This is a genomic window from Macrococcus brunensis (assembly GCF_022343725.1).
GTDB classification, from domain to species: domain Bacteria; phylum Bacillota; class Bacilli; order Staphylococcales; family Staphylococcaceae; genus Macrococcus; species Macrococcus brunensis.
Genome location: NZ_CP092179.1, coordinates 1,489,477 through 1,508,969, shown reverse-complemented (window position 1 = coordinate 1,508,969; position 19,493 = coordinate 1,489,477). Strand labels below are relative to the sequence as shown.

Genomic DNA, 19,493 nt, shown 5'->3' with positions numbered 1-19,493 from the left:
CATCCCTCGGATGAGCTTCTTTTTTTAAGCTTTTTTACCTTTCATATCAAAACGATACATCAGGAAGATCAGTACGAACCAGAGTGGTGTAAGCGCAACGCCGATTCTTGTGTCAGGCGCCATGAAGAGCAGCGCAAACATGAAGATGAAGAAAGCTAACAGTACGACGGCAGTCGCCATACCACCAGGTGTCTTGAACTTAGAAGCCTGATGTAAGTCTGGGCGTCTCTTTAGATAGACCATATAAGAAATCGTGATCAGTGACCACACAACAATGAAGAATACAGTTGCGAGTGTTGTCACGAGTGTGAATACTTGTGAAGCATTCGGAATCATGTAGTTCAGTAATACAGAGATTAAAAGTAATGCACTAGAGAAAATAACTGCATTGGCAGGAACGCCTGTTTTGTTTGTCTTTTCAAAGAAACCTGTTCCTTTTGCGTAGTGTTTACTTAAGCCGTATAACATACGGCTGTTTGAGAAGATACCACTGTTACAAGATGAAGAAGCAGATGTGATAACAACGAAGTTAATTAAACTTGCTGCAAAGACAATACCAATCATTTTGAAGAGCTCAACGAATGGGCTGAGTTCTGGATTGATCTGATCCCAAGGCGTGATACTCATGATAATGGTTAAAGCACCCACGTAGAATAAGATGATACGAATCGGCACATTGTTGATTGCTTTTGGTAACGTTTTTTCTGGATCCTGCGCTTCACCGGCTGTTACACCGATTAACTCAATTCCGACAAAACTGAAGACTGCCATCTGGAAGCTGAGCAGGAAGCCGTTGATTCCGTTCGGGAACCAGCCGCCGTGACTCCATAAGTGAGTAAGTGATGCATGACCGAATGGTGTTTTAAACTGAATGATGATTAAGAAAATACCGACTAAAATCAGCGCGATGATGGTAATAACTTTAATGATAGCGAACCAGAATTCAAGTTCACCGAATAATTTAGCTGTTAATAAGTTTAAAGTCATTAAGAAAAGAATGGTGATCAGTGCCGATAACCAGGTCGGAAAGTCCGGCCACCAGAAGTTGATAAACTGTGCAACAGCTGTTACTTCGGCCATCCCTGTAACAATCCAGCAGAACCAGTAAGTCCAGCCTGTCATATAACCTGCAAATTCACCTAAGTAATCTTTAGTGATGTCTGTAAATGAATGATAGTTCAGGTTAGAAAGTAATAACTCTCCTAGCAGTCTCATGAACAAGAAGAAGATAACACCTAAAATTGCGTAAGTCAGTAAAATTGATGGACCTGCAAAGTGAATGGATTTCCCGGCTCCAAGAAATAAACCGGTACCGATTGCGCCCCCAATCGCAATCAGCTGAATATGACGATTCGTCAACGTCCGTTGTAAATTATTATCGTCAAAGTGATGATTCTGTTCCATAAATTTTCCCCTTTTCTGATATTGATTTGGTATAACATTTTAATCTCCAAAAGCATATAACGAAATATTCTAAATTGCAAGAAAATTTTGGATGCGATTTCATAAGTAAAACTTATTGATAACGATAAAGAATACCAAAGTATTGAAAACGTTCACATATCTGACTGGTTTCTGTATAATAATCATGTAAAGTAATTTCGAAAGAGTACGAATATAAGATGTAAAGGGGACTATAATATGGCAGATGTAATCAGAGGTTTAGAAGGCGTCCTTGCTACTGAGACGAAAGTAAGTTCTATCGTTGGACAGCAGTTAACATATGCAGGTTATGATATCGATGATCTGACTGAAAATGCTAAGTTTGAAGAAGTTATCTTTTTATTATGGCACTTCAGATTACCAAACGAGCAAGAGTTGGAAGAATTCAAAGCACAGTTACTTGAAAATATGGAGTTAAATCCACGCATCTATGAACACTTTGAAGATTATGCAGCAGATCATGTTCATCCGATGACAGGATTAAGAACATCACTTAGTTATCTGGCACACTTTGATCCGCGTGCTGAAGAGTTCAATGATGAAGCACATTTCAATAAAGCGACTCGTATTCAGGCGAAAGTGGCATCACTGGTTGCAGCATTTGCGCGTGTCCGTCAAGGTAAAGAGCCACTGAAACCTAAAGAAGAGCTGAGCTATGCAGCGAACTTCCTTTATATGCTGTTCGGTGAAGTACCGACAGACGTGCAGGAAGAGGCATTTAATAAAGCACTTATTCTTCATGCGGATCATGAACTGAACGCATCTACATTTACTGCACGTGTCTGCGTTTCGACTTTAACAGATATGTACTCAGGCGTGACAGCAGCAGCCGGCGCTTTAAAAGGACCTCTTCACGGCGGTGCCAATGAGCAGGTCATGAAAATGCTCAGTGAAATCGGATCTATGGAAAATGTGGAATCTTATATTCAGAAAAAAATTGATAATAAAGAAAAAATCATGGGCTTCGGTCATCGTGTCTACAAAGAAGGCGATCCGCGTGCGAAGTACTTGAAAGAGATGTCACGTCGTATTACAGATGAGACAGGGCAGAAAGAATTATACGATATGTCTGTTCGCATCGCTGAAATACTGGAAGAGAAAAAAGGCTTACTGCCAAACGTTGACTTCTATTCAGCAACGGTTTACCACTCAATGGGCATTGAACATGATTTATTTACACCGATCTTCGCAGTATCACGAGTCTCCGGCTGGTTAGCGCATATTCTTGAGCAGTACGAAAATAACCGCATCATCCGCCCTCGTGCAGAGTATATCGGTGAAGTTGGACGTAAATATGTCCCTGTATCTGAACGAAAATAATCAATTATAGGAGGATTATCATGGCTGAAAAAATTACGAATTCTAACGGAACATTAAATGTACCGAACAATCCTGTTGTCCCATTCATTATTGGTGATGGCACAGGCCCGGATATCTGGTATGCAGCAAGCCGTGTGCTTGATGCAGCTGTAGAAAAAGCCTATAACGGTGAAAAGAAAATTGAATGGAAAGAAGTCCTGGCGGGTCAAAAAGCATTCGATACGACAGGTGAGTGGCTGCCGCAGAAAACACTTGATACAATTGATGAATATTTAATCGCGATTAAAGGACCTCTGACAACGCCGATCGGTGGAGGTATTCGCTCACTGAACGTCGCATTACGTCAAGAACTTGATTTATTCGTCTGTCTGCGTCCTGTCCGTTACTTTGAAGGGGTACCTTCTCCAGTTAAACGTCCGGAAGATACAGATATGGTCATCTTCCGTGAGAATACAGAAGACATCTATGCAGGAATCGAATATAAAGAAGGATCAGATGATGTCAAGAAAGTCATTGACTTCCTGCAGAATGAAATGGGCGCTAAAAACATCCGTTTCCCGGAAACATCAGGTATCGGTATCAAACCGGTCTCTAAAGAAGGAACTGAGCGTTTAGTCCGTGCTGCCATCAATTATGCATTAGACCAAGGACGTAAGTCTCTGACACTGGTTCATAAAGGGAACATCATGAAGTTCACAGAAGGTGCATTTAAACAGTGGGGTTATGATTTAGCTGAACGTGAATTTGGCGACAAAGTCTTCACTTGGGCACAGTACGATAAACTGGTTGAATCAGAAGGTAAAGAAGCAGCAGAAAAAGCACAGGAAGAAGCAGTAAACAGCGGCAAATTACTGATTAAAGATTCAATTGCAGATATCTTCCTGCAGCAGATTCTGACACGTCCCGCTGAATTTGATGTTGTTGCAACTATGAACTTAAACGGTGATTACATCTCGGATGCACTCGCTGCTCAAGTAGGCGGTATCGGTATTGCACCGGGTGCTAATATCAACTATGAGACAGGTCATGCAATCTTTGAAGCGACTCACGGTACGGCGCCGAAGTATGCAGGTCTTGATAAAGTTAATCCGTCATCAGTCATCCTAAGTGGTGTGCTGATGCTGGATCACCTCGGCTGGAAAGAAGCGGGCGAACTGATTACTAAATCAATGGAAAAAACCATTGCATCAAAAGTGGTCACATATGACTTTGCCCGTTTAATGGACGGTGCGACAGAAGTGAAATGTTCAGATTTTGCTGATGAACTGGTTAAAAATATGTAAATCAAGTAAGCCGTGTAACAGCGGCTTATTTTTTATGGGTATATCTGAAATATAAATATTTTGTAAATTTTATTACCAGCAGTTGAAGTTTATTGATTAAATATAGCCTTAATAAATCGACTTCATATATAATATAAGAGACATATCATCTGGAGGTAGTGAATGGCACAGAAAATACTAGTTGTTGACGATGAGCAATCAATCGTGACACTGTTGAAATATAATTTACAGCAAGCAGGATTCGAAGTGGAAACTGCTTTTGACGGAGAAGAAGGACTCGAGAAAGTTTTTACAGAACGACCGGATTTACTGGTGCTTGATTTGATGCTGCCTAAAATGGACGGCGTAGAAGTCTGTAAGTCCATTCGTAACGAAAAGAATCAGATTCCGATTCTGATGCTGACAGCAAAAGATGATGAATTTGATAAAGTGCTCGGGCTTGAACTGGGTGCCGACGACTATATGACGAAACCCTTTTCTCCAAGAGAAGTCGTGGCGCGTGTTAAAGCGATATTAAGACGTACGGTTGTCAATGAACAGCAGATGGATATCAGACAAAGCAAAGAAATCAATATCGGTAAACTGAAAATCTTGCCTGAACATTTTGAAGCTTACCGAAACAATGAGTTATTAGATCTGACACCTAAAGAATTTGAACTATTGATTTATCTGATTGAACGGCAGGGACGCGTTATCACACGTGAACATATGCTGAATTCTGTCTGGAACTATGAGTTTGCGGGTGACTCGCGAATTGTCGATGTACATATCAGTCATTTAAGAGAGAAGATTGAAGAGAATCCGAAACAGCCGCAATATATTAAGACCGTACGTGGACTCGGCTATAAGCTGGAGAACCCTCGTTCAATATGAGAAGTTTCACAAACCGACTTTTTACCTCGCTCGTTGCCTTGATGATTTTAAGTTTTCTGCTGATCGGCTTTTTCCTGTCCAATATTTTAGGCGAACAAATCAGTAAAACGAAGGAAGCAGAATTAGAACGCCAGGCTGAGCGATTAATAGAAGTCTTAAAAAATGAAGACCAGTATCTCCAGAAAATCAGAGACTATGATAAAGTATCGCTCAAAAAAGTCTGGATACAAAAAGGTGAAAAGACGCTTTTTAAAAGCGACACAATAGATGATGAACAGATTGAAAAAGTGATGGCGCCATGGATCAACAGCGGGGCTTCTGATTTTTACCGTTTTCAAGGTGATAGCAGCGATGCCATGCTGATCTATAGAAAAGAAGGCTATACCATTTTTCTTATAGACAGATTGACCAATCTGGAAAGTCTGACAAAAACCATCTGGCAGTACATGTTTCTGACACTGGCAACTGCAATTCCGGTCATCTTCTTTATAGCGAGATACATCAACCGGACTTATATAGCACCGATCAGAGAAGTGACCTATGCATCGAGATTACTGACAGAAGGTAATTATAAAGTCCGTGTGCCGGAAAGCAGTGTCACTGAAACGAAAGAACTTTACATCAGTACTAATCGACTCGCACGGACACTCCAGACATTGAACAATGAGCAGAAACTGCAGCGTAACAGGCTGGAGACGACCCTTGAAAACATCCCTTCTGCTATTTTGATGATCGATAAGAAGGGACAGGTTGTTATCGTCAATGATAACTACAATGAAACCTTTAATAAAGGTCAGCAGATACTTTCCGGACATTTTGAAGAAGTGATTCATTTCGCGTCAGTTAAACAGATGATCAAAGAAGCTATCATATCTGAGAAGCCGATCAATCAGACGATAGATATTCAGATGACCGTCTACCGCAAGTATTTCGATGCGGCTGTTGTGCCGGTATTATCAAGACGTCGCCGCAAACTGGAAGGTGTCGTTGTCGTTCTGCATGATATCACGAAGCTGAAGTCACTGGAACAGATGCGAAAAGACTTTGTAGCCAATGTCTCTCATGAACTGAAGACTCCTATCACTTCTATAAAAGGATTCTCTGAAACGCTGCTCGACGGCGCAAAAAATGATCCCGATACACTGGACATGTTCCTGGATATCATTCTAAAAGAGTCCAACCGAATTCAGGGGCTTGTCAGTGAACTGCTGGAACTCTCTAAAATAGAGCAGAGTAGTCATATCATGCTCGATGCGGTCAATATGAGCAATAAGGCGCTCCGCTGTATTGAAGTCGTTGAACCACTTGCTACTAAGAAGAATATAACGATTGAAGCGATGATTGACCATGACGTCATTGTGATGGCAGAAGCCAGCAAACTGAAACAAGTCATCATTAACCTGCTGTCAAACGCCATCAACTATTCACCGGAAGGTTCACGGATCAAAGTCATTGTTAAAGATGGCAGGCAGGGCATCCTGGAAGTTGTTGATGAAGGAATGGGTATTGCAGCAGAAGAGCAGACGCGAATTTTTGAGCGTTTTTATAGAGTGGATAAAGCGAGAAGCAGAGACAGTGGCGGTACGGGACTGGGTCTGGCCATCGTCAAGCATATCGTAGAGGCATTTGACGGTGTGATAGAAGTTGAAAGTGAACTGGGTAAAGGTTCCACTTTCAGAGTATATCTTAAAAAAAGTTAAGCCATGCACGTGAGTGCGTGGCTTTTTCTGTGCTGTGGTAAAATAAGAGTATCAACCTGATGGAGGTTCTTTATGACTGAAAAATTGATTTTAATAGACGGTAACAGCCTGGCATTTCGTGCTTTCTATGCACTGCCGCTCTTAAGTAACCGCGCGGGTATTCATACGAATGCGGTATACGGATTTACTTTACTGCTTGAAAAAATACTTAAAGATGAGGCACCGACTCACTTCTTAGTGGCATTCGATGCAGGGAAGACGACTTTCCGTCACTCTACATATGGCGACTACAAAGGTGGACGTCAGAAGACACCGCCGGAACTAAGTGAACAGTTCCCGCTGATCAGAAAGCTGGTCGATGCCTATCACATCAAACACTATGAGCTTGAAAATTATGAAGCGGATGACATCATCGGCACGCTGGCTCGTGAAGCGACTGAAAAGAAGATGCAGACGATTATTATCACGGGTGACCGTGACTTGACACAGCTTGTCAACGACTCTGTATCTGTCTATTACACTAAAAAGGGTGTTACAGATATCGATCACTATACACCTGAATTTGTCCATGCACAGTATGGTTTTGGTCCTGATAAAATCATCGACTTAAAAGGTCTGATGGGCGATAAATCAGATAATATTCCGGGTGTACCGGGCATCGGTGAGAAAACTGCAGTCAAACTGCTGCTTGAATACGGCACAGTAGAAGAAGTGATCAGCCACTTAGATGAGATTAAAGGCAAGAAGCTGCATGAGAACTTAACGACTTATCAGGCAGATGCACTGATGAGTAAGCAGCTTGCGACGATAGAAGTCCATGCACCGATAGAAATTCATCTGGAAGATGTCAAATTGTCCGCAGAAAGCAATGACGACAAAATCGAGATTTTCAAGGAACTCGAATTCAAACAGATGCTTGACCAGATGGATACAGCACCTGTCATCGAACAGAAGGCGCTTGAACTGACAGACCAGTTTGATGCTATTGATCTTACAGGGGCTACGTCACTATTTATCGACTGCTTCAAAGATAATTACTTAGTCAACGAAATTCTGCCGATTGCTGTGACAGATGGCGAGAAGATTTTTGTGACATCATCTGATGAACTGCCGGATGCGCTCATAGCATACCTGGAAGGTCCTGACCAGAAGAATGTCTTCGATGCGAAGAAGACGGCTGTACTTTTGAAGCGTTTAGGTGTCAATGTGCAGAATATTCATTTTGATGTTATGCTGGCAAGCTATCTGCTTGATCCATCGAAGACTATCGTTGACGTTGCAGAGACGGCCACGCTGCACGGAATGGTCATGCCGAATAATGAACAGATCTTCGGTAAAGGCGCTAAAATGGCAATTCCAGATAGGGAGACACTCTTTGATTATTTCGGCAGACAGGCGATGACCATACATCAGCTGACCGATATCATGAAAAAAGAGCTCGAGAATAATGAACAGCTGAAGCTGCATGATGAACTGGAGCTGCCGTTATCACTTGTCTTAGCGGAAATGGAGTATCGTGGTATTACAGTAGACAGACAGGCACTGATCGACATGCAGGGTGAACTGAAAGCACGTATCGATGAGCTGATGAATCGTATTTATGAACTCGCCGGCCACGAATTCAATATTAACTCGCCGAAACAGCTGGGTGTCATTTTATTTGAAGAGCTTGGTCTGCCGGCTGCTAAAAAGACGAAGACGGGTTATTCAACAGCGGTTGATGTCTTAGAAGGTTTAAGAACCAAGCACGACATTATTCCGGCCATCTTGGACTACAGACAGCTCGCAAAGCTGCAGTCGACTTATGTCGAAGGACTGCAGAAAATGATTGCTGAAGATGGCAAGATTCATACACGCTTCAATCAGGTGCTCGCACAGACAGGCCGTCTCTCTTCAGTCGAACCGAATCTGCAGAACATTCCAATCCGCTTAGAAGAAGGGCGCAAAATCAGAAAAGCGTTTACTGCTTCGAAACCAGGCTGGGTGATCTTTGCAGCGGACTATTCACAGATTGAACTGCGTGTCCTCGCTCATATCACAGAAGATAAGAGTATGATGGAAGCCTTTAATCATGGTATCGATATTCATACGAAGACAGCGATGGAAGTATTTGATGTAGAAAAGGACGAGGTCGATGCGGATATGAGACGTCAGGCGAAAGCGGTCAACTTCGGTATCGTCTACGGTATCAGTGATTATGGCCTCAGCCAGTCACTCGGTATTTCACGTCCGGCTGCTGCCCGCTTTATCGATGATTACTTAACGAGCTTCCCGAATGTTAAGCAATATATGGACGATATTATTTTAGAAGCAAAACGAGATGGCTATGTCTCAACACTGCTCAATCGCCGCCGTTATATTCCGGACATCAATGCACGTAATTTTAATGCGCGTGGCTTTGCAGAACGTACAGCCATGAACACGCCGATTCAAGGTAGTGCTGCTGATATTATTAAGCTTGCGATGGTGAATTACGCGAGAGAAGTGAAGAACACTGATTTTAAAGCAGAGTTGTTACTGCAGGTACACGATGAGCTGATCTTTGAAGTACCAGAAGAAGAGATAGAAGCGTTCAGCTTGTTTGTGAAAGATATCATGGAGCACGCACTAGAACTGAACGTGCCGTTATTAGTGGAATCTAATTACGGTCAGTCGTGGTATGAAGCGAAGTAGGAGGAAGTTATGCCTGAATTACCAGAAGTCGAACATGTCAAAAGAGGTCTTGAACCCAAGGTCACCGGTGAAGTGATCACCGGTGTGACCTTTTCTGACAAAGTTCATATCGGCAAAGAAGCCGGTAAGGAAACAATTATAAAGGGAATCGATCTAGAATCTTTCAGAGAACGAGTCATCGGCAGTAGATTTAAGTCGATAGACAGAAGAAGTAAATATCTGATTTTTACGCTTGAAAATGAATTTGGAGAACAGTTTATCATCAGTCATCTCGGCATGTCCGGGGCCTATTTCGTGGTCGATACAATCGACGATATCGGCATTCCAAACTATATCAATCACTGGCATGTGGAACTTGAACTGCAGTCAGGGAAAAAGCTGATCTACAGTGATATCAGGCGATTCGGTGAGATGCGATTAGCCAAACACTTAGAAGATGCCGCTCAGATTATGGCGATTGCACCCGAACCTTTTGAAGAAGGGTCTGAAGATTATTTCATCAGACAGCTCAAGCAGAAGAAGTGGCAGCAGAAGAAAATCAAGGAAGCGGTCATGAATCACAGTGTGATCAGTGGCTGCGGCAATATCTATGCGTGTGAAGGTCTGCATACAGCAGCTATTAATCCTCATCGACTGGTGAAAGACATGACGGAAGATGAACAGCGCAGACTTTTTAAGGCGCTAGTAGCAAGTCTTGAAGAAGGAATTCGTTACGGCGGCTCGTCTATATCGAGCTATCGTAACGTTGAAGGCGAAAGTGGCCAGATGCAGACCCGGTTCAAAATATATGGCAGACAGACGTGCGGGACATGTGGTCGTGAAGTAGAGAAGGCAGTCATTGCCGGACGCAACACCCACTACTGCACGCATTGTCAGAAATAGGAGATAAAGTATGTCAGTTATAGGCTTAACAGGTGGTATCGCAAGCGGGAAATCAACAGTATCAAGATTACTCGCGGCACATGGATTTGTGATCGTTGATGCAGATATTGCAGCACGCCAGGCAGTCGCTAAAGGATCAGAAGGTTTAAGGCAGGTAGAAACCGTATTCGGACCTGAAGCAATTAAAGACGGTGAGATGAACCGCAGCTATATCGGGCAGCAGATTTTTCATGATGAAGAGAAGCGTCTGGCTTTGAACGGGATTATTCATCCTATTGTCAGAGACATTATGGAAGAAGAGAAACAGTCAGCACTTGCTGCCGGGAAACCGGTCATTATGGATATTCCTTTGCTTTATGAGAATAAACTGGAAGAGACGGTTGATGCAGTCTGGGTCGTCTACGTGACAAAGGAAGTACAACTTGAACGACTGATGAAGCGTAATGACCTGGACAAGGAAGCGGCACTTGCACGCATTGCGTCTCAGCTGTCCATTGAAGATAAGAAGGAAAGAGCAGATGTCGTCATCGATAATAATGGCACGCTCTTAGATCTGGAAAGACGCATCAATGAAATTGTCGCAGAATATTACAAATCTCACTAAAAAGTTGCTAGCAACCGCTTCCATATTAGATTCATTGTGTTATACTATTGACATAAAAGTATAGCACAATAAGGAGAAATGACATGACGACTAGAGTAGCAATTAATGGTTTAGGAAGAATTGGTAGAATGGTATTCCGTGCAGCAGCACTGAACGATGAGTTAGAGGTTGTAGCAATCAATGCAAGTTATCCGCCGGAAACATTAGCGCATCTGATTAAATACGATACAACTCACGGTAAGTATGAGCTTGAAGTAGAACCGATTGAAAACGGCCTTCGCGTCGGCGGTAAAGAAATCAAACTTGTAGCTGAACGTAATCCGGAATTATTACCTTGGAAAGATCTGAACATTGATATCGTCATCGAAGCAACAGGTAAATTCAACGATGCAGAGAAAGCATCTGCTCACTTAAAAGCGGGCGCTAAAAAAGTTCTGTTAACAGCACCTGGTAAAGGGGATGTTCAGACAATCGTACGCGGCGTAAACTGCGAAGGATTAGATGTTGAAACTTATGATGTCATCTCAAACGCATCTTGTACGACGAACTGTCTGGCACCTGTAGCGAAAGTCCTGAACGAAAAATTCGGTATTGAGAACGGTTTAATGACAACTGTTCACGCTTATACAAATGACCAGAAAAACCTTGATAACCCGCACAAAGACTTACGTCGTGCGCGTGCTTGTGCACAAAGCATCATCCCGACTTCAACAGGTGCAGCAAAAGCTTTAGCGCTTGTCTTACCGGAATTAAAAGGTAAATTACACGGTATGGCACTGCGTGTACCGACAACAAACGTATCATTAGTTGACTTAGTCGTTGACCTTAAACAAGACGTAACAGTAGAAGACGTCAACAACGCGTTTAAAGAAGCGGCAGAAGGTTCTTTAAAAGGCATTCTTGACATCACTTTCGAACCATTAGTAAGTGTTGACTTCAACACAAACCCAATGTCATCTGTTGTTGATGGCTTATCAACAATCGTCATGGACGGCAATAAAGTGAAAGTCCTTTCTTGGTATGACAATGAGTGGGGCTACTCAACTCGTGTTGTAGAACTTGCTGTCTTAATGGGACAAAAATTAGCGAAATAATAAAGAAAGCTGGCGTATGCCAGCTTTTTTTATTGCAGTTTTATACTCTTAATCTGTTTAGTCAGAACTTCCGCCATTTTATCGTAGCCTTTGACATGAGGGTGAAGACCATCTATCGTCAGTTCTGGATTCAGCTTGTCATCTATGGTCATAACGTCATAATAATTCAGAAAGTGAATGTTTTCCTCGGTCGCGAACTCTATTAGCCGGCGATTGATCTCTATAATAGCGTCCTGTCTGATACCTTGAAGATCCGTGTGGGGACGGTTGATGGAAGTGACTGAAGGAATCACAATGTTAATGCCCCTGTTCTTACTCTCTTCGACCATCGCCCGGATATCTGACACGACCTGTTGGATGATGTCAGCTGCTTTCTCAGAGTCAGACGCTTCTTTCGTATTATTGACGCCTACTGACAATATGATGAGTTCCGGATTAAGCTGCAGTGCGTCAGCTTCGAAGCGTCTTCTGCAGTACATGGAATAGTCATCGCTGACCCCGCGGTTGATTAGACGTTTGCCTTCAGTATGTCTGAAGTAACTGTCGATATCCCAGTAGGCGGTGATGGAATCACCGATAAAGACAGCACCGACTGGATCTTCATGATAAAGAATGGCTTCATTTCTACGGTTGAATTTCTCCCGTTCTTTGTTGACTGGATTGCCTTCTTCAAATTCTTCTAATTCAATCATCTTTTTCGCCTCCGTTTGTGGTCATTATACCCTGTCAGTAAAATCAATAACAGTTTTTATGAAGACTTGATTCATGTATAATGAAGTGATACTAACTAAAGGGGCGATCATATGAAATGTCTGAAATGCGGTTACAATCAGTCTAAAGTCATCGATTCACGTCATGCAGATGATCTGAATGCCATCAGAAGGAGAAGAGAGTGCGAACAGTGCGGCACTCGTTTTACGACGTTTGAGCGTATAGAACTGTCTCCGCTTATCGTCGTTAAAAAAGACGGTACGCGCCAGGCGTTCAACCGCGATAAAATATTGCACGGTCTGGTACGTGCATGCGAGAAAAGACCGGTCGCATATGATGACTTAGAGAAAATTGCAAACGATGTTGAATATCAGCTGCGTGAGGGCAGTAAGACTGAAATATCATCAGTTGATATCGGTGAACGCGTCATGGAGCAGCTGATGACGCTGGATCAGGTGTCTTACGTGCGCTTTGCCTCGGTTTATAAGGAGTTCAAAGATATCGATCAGCTCTTGTCGACGATGCAGGGGATTTTAAGCGATAAGAATAAGAAGTAGGTGTACACATGCAATATTTTTCAGGGTTACGGCCGGCCGACCGTTTTGTCGTCACGACCAATTATGTCGAAACCAGTCTGACAGATGAGATATTAAAACGTCTGTATATTCCTTTGATTGGTCTCGAAAGTATAGCGGTCTATCAGTATTTAAGTCAGTTTCTGGAGAAAAGCCAGGTCTCTGACGAGGTCACTCACTATATCGTTATGAACGAACTGAAGATGAATCTCAGCCATTTTGAGCAGCTGCGGTTTCGTTTAGAAGGCATCGGTCTGATGAAATCATTTATGAAAGTGACGGATGAAGCACAGCATTTTGTCTATAAGCTGATCAGTCCAGTAATGCCGGACCAGTTTTTCAATGATCCCATGTTGTCTGTCTATTTATTTCAGACGGTCGGCAAAGAGCGTTTCAATCAGCTGAAACGTCATTTCTGCACAGAACGTTTTGATGTTTCAAGTTATCAGGAAATCAGCAAGAACTATATCGATATATACGGCACACCGAAATCACCACCGGCGTCAATTTACGCGGGTAACGATCATCTGATTAAGACGAGAGAGTCGCTCGGCATCCCTGTTCATCAGCAGACGTTTGATTTTGAGATGCTCGAGATGCTCCTCGCGCAGAACATGATCACAAAAGAGCAGCTGACGAGAGATGTCCGGGAACTGATCGCCCAGCTGTCGTTACTCTATGACATTGCACCGACAGATATGAGACGAATTATCCTGAAGTCATTGACCTCCAACCAGACGATATCGCATGAAGACTTAAGACGTAATGCACGGGACTTCTATCAGTTTGAACACGAAGGTAATCTGCCGGCGCTGACTATTTCTGCTGAAGCTGAAGCTGCGCCTAAGAGTGATAAGAACTGGTTTGAGATGCTCGACACGACGAGTCCGATTGAGATGCTCGCAAGTTTCAGTCAGTCAGAGCCGACTGTCAAACAGAAGCGGATGGTTGAAAGTATTCTGGAGCGGGAGAAACTGCCTTTTGGGGTCATGAATATTCTGCTGCAGTATGTACTTTTGACCAGTGAGATGAAACTGCCGCAGAGCTATATAGAAGAGATAGCATCTAACTGGAAGAAACTCAAACTCTCTTCCAGCGAGGAAGCCTACAATCATGCGATGAAAGTAGAAGAGAAGAAAAAAACGAGAAAAACAGTTCAGCGTGAAAAAGCATCCTACGAAAAAACACCGGAATGGCTGAACAATCAGGAACAGCCTAAAACCGCTGAAGCAGTGACAGATTTAGCAGAAGAAAAACGAAAACTAGAAGAAGAACTGAAGAACTTCTGGAAGGAGGGTGAATCATGAAACCGTTCAGTGCATTTGTAAAGAATAACCCCGCTATTATGGCGCGGATTGAGCAGGTCAAAAAAGAGACCGTGCAGCATCCTGAAATCAAGCCGTTCTTAGAAGCACATGCCGTGACAGATGACATGATTGACAAAGATCTGACTGTTCTGCAGGAATATAAAGACCAGTCTAAGCTCTGTGACCGCTGCGCCAGTTACGGCCAGTGCATCAACTTCGTCAAAGGGCATACCCCGCATCTATATATAGAAGATAACCGCATAAAGATCAGCTACACGCCTTGTCCGAATAAAAAAGTGCATGACGAAGAGCAGCTGATGAAACAGTATGTCACTGCTATGCATGTGCCGTATGAAACATTGAATGCCAAAATCAATTCGATTGATTTAGAGGGGACGGACCGTCTTAATATCGTTAAACGGGCAATGGAAATCTGTAACGATATCGCTGCAGGCAGACCGACGAAGGGTCTTTATATTTACGGCAGCTTTGGTACAGGCAAATCATACATTCTAGGTGCGATAGCCAATCAGCTTAAGGAGCGCCATATTTATACGACCATTTTCTATGTGCCGGAATTTATCCGTGAACTGAAAAATGGCTTCAATGATCAGACTTATGCGGAAAAACTGGACCGCGTCAAAAAAAGTCCTGTCTTAATGCTGGATGATATCGGCGCTGAAGATATGACGACGTGGGTCAGAGATGAAGTGCTGGGACCCCTCTTACATTACCGCATGATGAACCAGCTACCGACTTTCTTCTCATCCAACTTCAACAAAGAGGAACTGAGATATCATTTCCAGAAGACGAAGGTGGGCGAAGAGAAGACAAAAGCTTACCGGATGATGGAACGAATTGATGCGCTGACAGAAGCTTATCCGCTTAACGGAAAAAATTATCGTCGCTCTTGATAAATTTGCGGCAAGGTGTATAATAGCATTATAGTCAAACAATTCAAACAATGATAAAAGGATATGAAACGCATTTCTCATCATATAGCGAGTCAGGGTAGGTGTGAGCCTGATGGATGACATGTTGTTTTACTCCCTTTTTTAATCGACATCTAATCCATGTCCGGCTCAAGACCGTTATCTTATGCAGAGTTGCCTTTATGGTGATTAGGGTGGTACCGCGGAATGACTCCGTCCCTTGTGGGATGGGGTCTTTTTGTGTTTAAAAAATAAAAGGAGTGTTTAGAATGAGTGAAATTAAGATCAAGTTTCCAGATGGTAATGAAAAAAGTTTTGAGAGTGGCATCACAACTGAAGAGATTGCAGCTTCTATCAGCCCGGGTCTGAAGAAGAAAGCACTGGCTGGTAAGTTTAACGGTCAGATGGTCGACTTAACGACTGCTCTTGAAACAGATGGTGATATCGAGATCATCACATCGGACTCACCGGAAGGAATCGAGGTCCTTCGTCATTCAACAGCTCATTTAATGGCACAGGCACTTAAACGTATTTACGGCGACGTTCATTTCGGTGTAGGTCCTGTGATTGAAGAAGGATTCTACTACGATTTCGATATGCCGGAGAAAATCTCTGCTGAAGACTTTGAGAATATCGAAAAAGTCATGAAACAGATCGTCAACGAAAACATTGCGATTGAACGCCGTGTCGTTTCACGTAACGAAGCAAAAGAAGTCTTTAAAGACGATCCTTACAAACAGGAACTGATTGACGCGATTCCGGAAGATGAGAACGTGACACTTTATTCACAAGGTGAGTTCACTGACTTATGTCGAGGTGTACACGTGCCTTCAACAGCTAAAATCAAGGAATTCAAGCTGTTATCTGTAGCAGGTGCTTACTGGCGTGGTGATTCTGACAACAAAATGCTGCAGCGTATCTACGGTACAGCGTTCTTCGATAAGAAAGATCTGAAAGCACACTTAGAAATGCTGGAAGAGCGTAAAGAACGTGACCACCGTAAAATCGGTAAAGAGCTCGATATCTTCACAACTAGCCCGTTAATCGGAGCAGGTCTGCCGCTCTGGCTGCCGAACGGTGCAACTATCCGTCGTGAATTAGAACGTTATATCGTCGATAAAGAAGTCGCGCTCGGTTATGACCACGTCTATACACCGGTGATGGGTTCTGTTGACCTATACAAAACATCTGGTCACTGGGATCACTATCAGGAAGATATGTTCCCGGTCATGGAAATGGACAATGAAGCGTTCGTTCTTCGTCCGATGAACTGTCCTCACCATATGATGATCTATAAAAACAAACCGCACAGCTATCGTGAGCTGCCTATCCGTATTGCCGAACTCGGTACAATGCACCGCTACGAAGCAAGTGGCGCTGTATCAGGCTTACAGCGTGTCCGCGGCATGACTTTAAATGATGCGCATATCTTCGTTCGTCCTGATCAGATCAAAGATGAGTTCAAGCGTGTTGTACAGCTTGTGATTGACGTCTACAAAGATTTCAACTTAAACGATTACAGCTTCCGTCTGTCATATCGTGACCCGGAAGATACAGAGAAATACTTCCAGGACGATGAAATGTGGGAAAAAGCACAGGCGATGCTGAAAGAAGCAGTAGACGAAATGGGTCTTGACTACGAGGAAGCACCAGGCGAAGCGGCATTCTATGGTCCTAAACTGGATGTTCAGGTGAAGACAGCATTAGGTAAAGAAGAGACTTTATCGACTGTACAGCTCGACTTCCTGTTACCACAGAAATTTGATTTAACATACATCGGCAGCGATGGTCAGGAACATCGTCCGGTCGTAATTCACCGCGGTGTCATTTCAACGATGGAACGTTTCGTAGCCTTCCTGACAGAAGAATACAAAGGGGCTTATCCAACATGGCTTGCGCCAAACCAGCTGGAAATCATTCCGGTATCTAACGAAGTCCATTATGACTATGCACGTGCACTTTATGATGAGCTGAAATCTCAAGGTGTTCGCTGTCATATCGATGACCGCGAAGAGAAAATGGGCTATAAAATCCGTGAAGCTCAGATGCATAAAGTCCCATACCAAATCGTTGTGGGTGACAAAGAAGTTGAGAATAATGAAGTCAATGTCCGTCAATACGGCAGCCAGGATTCAGAAACAATCGACCGCGATGATTTCATCTGGAAACTTGTCGATGAAATCCGTCTCAAAAAATAGGCTTGCAGGACTTACTTTAATACGTTATAGTATAAAGAAATAAAATATTCCTCAATAAGAGGTAGAGGTCGCGATGAAGAAGAGTAGCCTTGCTGATACGGTATCACGTAGCTGAAGCAGGATGAAAGGCAACATCGCCGAAGTGGCAGACGTCTGATAACCGTCTGCTGCTGGGCTGATATAGAATATATATCAGACTGTCACATTTGTGATGCGCTACTGATACAATAGATAAAGGTGCGCATCTATAGATGTGCACCTTTTTTTGTGTGAAGAATGGAGTGTCAAAATGAGTAATAACAATGAAGTACAAAGATTACTGAAACCGCGCCATATTTCGATGATCGCGATCGGGGGCTGTATCGGTACAGGTCTGTTCATGACTTCAGGTGGTGCTATCCGTGATGCAGGTCCTGGTGGTGCACTGCTTGGTTTCTTAATTATCGGTATCATGGTGTTTTTCCTGATGACCAGTCTCGGTGAGATGGCGACATACTTGCCGATTTCAGGTTCATTCTCAACTTATGCGACCCGGTTCGTGGATCCGTCTCTTGGCTTTGCGCTTGGCTGGAACTACTGGTTCAACTGGGTTATTACCGTTGCAGCAGACGTCAGTATTGCAGCCAGCGTCATCAAGTACTGGGCGATATTTGATTTTCTGCCGGGGTGGGGCTGGAGTCTCGTCTTTCTTGCGCTGATTTTCCTGCTTAACACACTGAGCGTTAAAGTATACGGAGAAAGTGAATACTGGTTTGCGCTTGTTAAAGTCGTCACAGTCGTCCTTTTCTTAATCATCGGTGTACTGACGATATTCGGTATTTTAGGCGGGGAATATATTGGTCTTAAAAACTTCACAACAGGTGAAGCACCGTTTCTTGGTGGTAGTCTGTCAGGCTCGTTCCTGACCATCCTCGGTGTATTCTTAGTAGCGGGCTTTAGCTTCCAGGGGACAGAGCTTGTCGGTATTACAGCAGGTGAGTCAGAAGAACCGGAGAAAACAATTCCTAGAGCCATTAAACAGGTTTTCTGGCGTATCTTGATTTTCTACATTTTATCTATATTCGTTATCGGACTCATCATCCCTTATACAAACCCGAACTTAATGGGTGGGGACAGCATCTCCAAATCACCGTTTACACTCGTATTTGAAAATGCAGGACTGGCTTTTGCAGCATCATTTATGAATGCAGTTATTCTGAGTTCTATTCTGTCAGCAGGTAACTCTGGTATGTATGCATCTACTCGTATGCTGTACGCAATGGGTAAAGATGGTCTTGCATCACGCAAGTTCTCTGAAACTAACGAGAAAGGTGTACCGATTCCGAGTTTACTGGCGACATTCGTCGTTGTTGTCATCATCTTCCTTGTAGAACGTGTGGCAAGCGGGGCCTATGAATATATCGTTGCGGCAAGTGGTTTAACCGGCTTTATTGCCTGGCTGGGTATCGCGATTAGCCATTATCGCTTCAGACGTGCGTTTTATCGTCAGAACAAAGATTTATCCGTACTGAAGTATAAAGCGATGTGGTTCCCATTCGGTCCGATCTTCGCCTTTGTCCTCTGTCTGTTCGTTATCATCGGACAGGATACAGACTTGATTCTACGTGGTGAGTTTGAGCTGAACGGTTTCCTGATCACATACATGGGTATTCCGATTTTCCTGGCTTTCTATCTCTATCACAAATTAAAATATAAAACGAGAAAAATTCCGCTTGAACAAGTGGACTTATCACAAGCTCATGATATGAGTGAATATGAAAAAATAGATGTTGACACTGTCAAATAATCCTGTTATTATTAAATCTGTTGAATACGAAACGGACAAGTAGAAGCCTCCCGCTTCTCACCCGCAGAACGCCACGAGCAGTGACCGGGTATATACATGGATACCATGTCTA

15 protein-coding genes, 1 riboswitch and 1 other annotated feature (1 of these 17 running past the window's edge) are annotated in these 19,493 nt (G+C 43.2%); of the genes, 13 read left to right on the top strand and 2 right to left on the bottom strand.

Features of this window, described 5'->3' with window-relative positions:
- Window positions 1-24 precede the first annotated feature (24 nt).
- Entirely contained in the window at window positions 25-1,404 is a 1,380-nt protein-coding gene (locus MGG13_RS07845) for an amino acid permease (protein ID WP_239034527.1), read from the bottom strand.
- A gap of 237 nt (window positions 1,405-1,641) precedes the next feature.
- Between MGG13_RS07845 and MGG13_RS07840 the strand changes: the two genes are divergently transcribed.
- The 8 genes from MGG13_RS07840 (at window position 1,642) to MGG13_RS07805 (ending at window position 11,872) form a co-directional block, all read left to right on the top strand.
- Window positions 1,642-2,763 carry a citrate synthase gene (locus MGG13_RS07840; protein WP_239034526.1) on the top strand — a complete coding sequence of 374 codons (1,122 nt, stop codon included), beginning with the start codon at window positions 1,642-1,644 and terminating at the stop codon, window positions 2,761-2,763.
- A gap of 17 nt (window positions 2,764-2,780) precedes the next feature.
- Window positions 2,781-4,046: an NADP-dependent isocitrate dehydrogenase gene (gene icd / locus MGG13_RS07835; protein ID WP_239035700.1), complete on the top strand. Its 1,266-nt coding sequence runs from the start codon at window positions 2,781-2,783 to the stop codon at window positions 4,044-4,046.
- 162 nt (window positions 4,047-4,208) lie between these two features.
- Window positions 4,209-4,919 carry a response regulator transcription factor gene (locus MGG13_RS07830; protein ID WP_133431158.1) on the top strand — a complete coding sequence of 237 codons (711 nt, stop codon included), beginning with the start codon at window positions 4,209-4,211 and terminating at the stop codon, window positions 4,917-4,919.
- Window positions 4,920-4,960: 41 nt separating this feature from the next.
- Entirely contained in the window at window positions 4,961-6,619 is a 1,659-nt protein-coding gene (pnpS, locus tag MGG13_RS07825; protein WP_239034525.1) for a two-component system histidine kinase PnpS, read from the top strand.
- Between the two features lie 72 nt (window positions 6,620-6,691).
- Complete coding sequence (gene polA / locus MGG13_RS07820) at window positions 6,692-9,292, top strand: DNA polymerase I (protein ID WP_239034524.1); 2,601 nt, start codon at window positions 6,692-6,694, stop codon at window positions 9,290-9,292.
- 9 nt (window positions 9,293-9,301) lie between these two features.
- Window positions 9,302-10,174: a bifunctional DNA-formamidopyrimidine glycosylase/DNA-(apurinic or apyrimidinic site) lyase gene (gene mutM, locus MGG13_RS07815; RefSeq protein ID WP_133431155.1), complete on the top strand. Its 873-nt coding sequence runs from the start codon at window positions 9,302-9,304 to the stop codon at window positions 10,172-10,174.
- A 10-nt stretch (window positions 10,175-10,184) separates the two neighbouring features.
- Window positions 10,185-10,778 (top strand): dephospho-CoA kinase, encoded by a 594-nt coding sequence (coaE, locus tag MGG13_RS07810; protein ID WP_239034523.1) that lies wholly within the window; start codon window positions 10,185-10,187, stop codon window positions 10,776-10,778.
- Between the two features lie 83 nt (window positions 10,779-10,861).
- On the top strand, window positions 10,862-11,872 hold the full coding sequence (locus MGG13_RS07805; RefSeq protein ID WP_239034522.1) for a glyceraldehyde-3-phosphate dehydrogenase: 1,011 nt from the start codon (window positions 10,862-10,864) through the stop codon (window positions 11,870-11,872).
- A gap of 29 nt (window positions 11,873-11,901) precedes the next feature.
- Here MGG13_RS07805 and MGG13_RS07800 read toward each other — a convergent pair whose 3' ends face one another.
- Window positions 11,902-12,564: an SGNH/GDSL hydrolase family protein gene (locus tag MGG13_RS07800; RefSeq protein ID WP_239034521.1), complete on the bottom strand. Its 663-nt coding sequence runs from the start codon at window positions 12,562-12,564 to the stop codon at window positions 11,902-11,904.
- A gap of 111 nt (window positions 12,565-12,675) precedes the next feature.
- On the opposite strand from MGG13_RS07800, the gene nrdR reads away from it, so the two are divergent.
- From nrdR to MGG13_RS07775, 5 genes are all read left to right on the top strand, one after another.
- Window positions 12,676-13,140 carry a transcriptional regulator NrdR gene (gene nrdR, locus MGG13_RS07795; RefSeq protein ID WP_133431151.1) on the top strand — a complete coding sequence of 155 codons (465 nt, stop codon included), beginning with the start codon at window positions 12,676-12,678 and terminating at the stop codon, window positions 13,138-13,140.
- Between the two features lie 8 nt (window positions 13,141-13,148).
- Window positions 13,149-14,465, top strand: coding sequence for a replicative helicase loading/DNA remodeling protein DnaB (locus MGG13_RS07790; RefSeq protein WP_133431150.1), 1,317 nt, complete (start codon window positions 13,149-13,151; stop codon window positions 14,463-14,465).
- Window positions 14,462-15,379 carry a primosomal protein DnaI gene (dnaI, locus tag MGG13_RS07785; protein WP_239034520.1) on the top strand — a complete coding sequence of 306 codons (918 nt, stop codon included), beginning with the start codon at window positions 14,462-14,464 and terminating at the stop codon, window positions 15,377-15,379. Before MGG13_RS07790 ends, dnaI begins: the two co-directional genes overlap by 4 nt.
- Before the next feature lie 287 nt (window positions 15,380-15,666).
- Complete coding sequence (gene thrS / locus MGG13_RS07780) at window positions 15,667-17,595, top strand: threonine--tRNA ligase (protein ID WP_133431148.1); 1,929 nt, start codon at window positions 15,667-15,669, stop codon at window positions 17,593-17,595.
- A 54-nt stretch (window positions 17,596-17,649) separates the two neighbouring features.
- A riboswitch (Lysine riboswitch) is annotated at window positions 17,650-17,822 on the top strand.
- A gap of 62 nt (window positions 17,823-17,884) precedes the next feature.
- Complete coding sequence (locus MGG13_RS07775; protein ID WP_239034519.1) at window positions 17,885-19,381, top strand: amino acid permease; 1,497 nt, start codon at window positions 17,885-17,887, stop codon at window positions 19,379-19,381.
- 31 nt (window positions 19,382-19,412) lie between these two features.
- Window positions 19,413-19,493, top strand: a sequence feature (ribosomal protein L20 leader region); it runs 39 nt beyond the window's last position.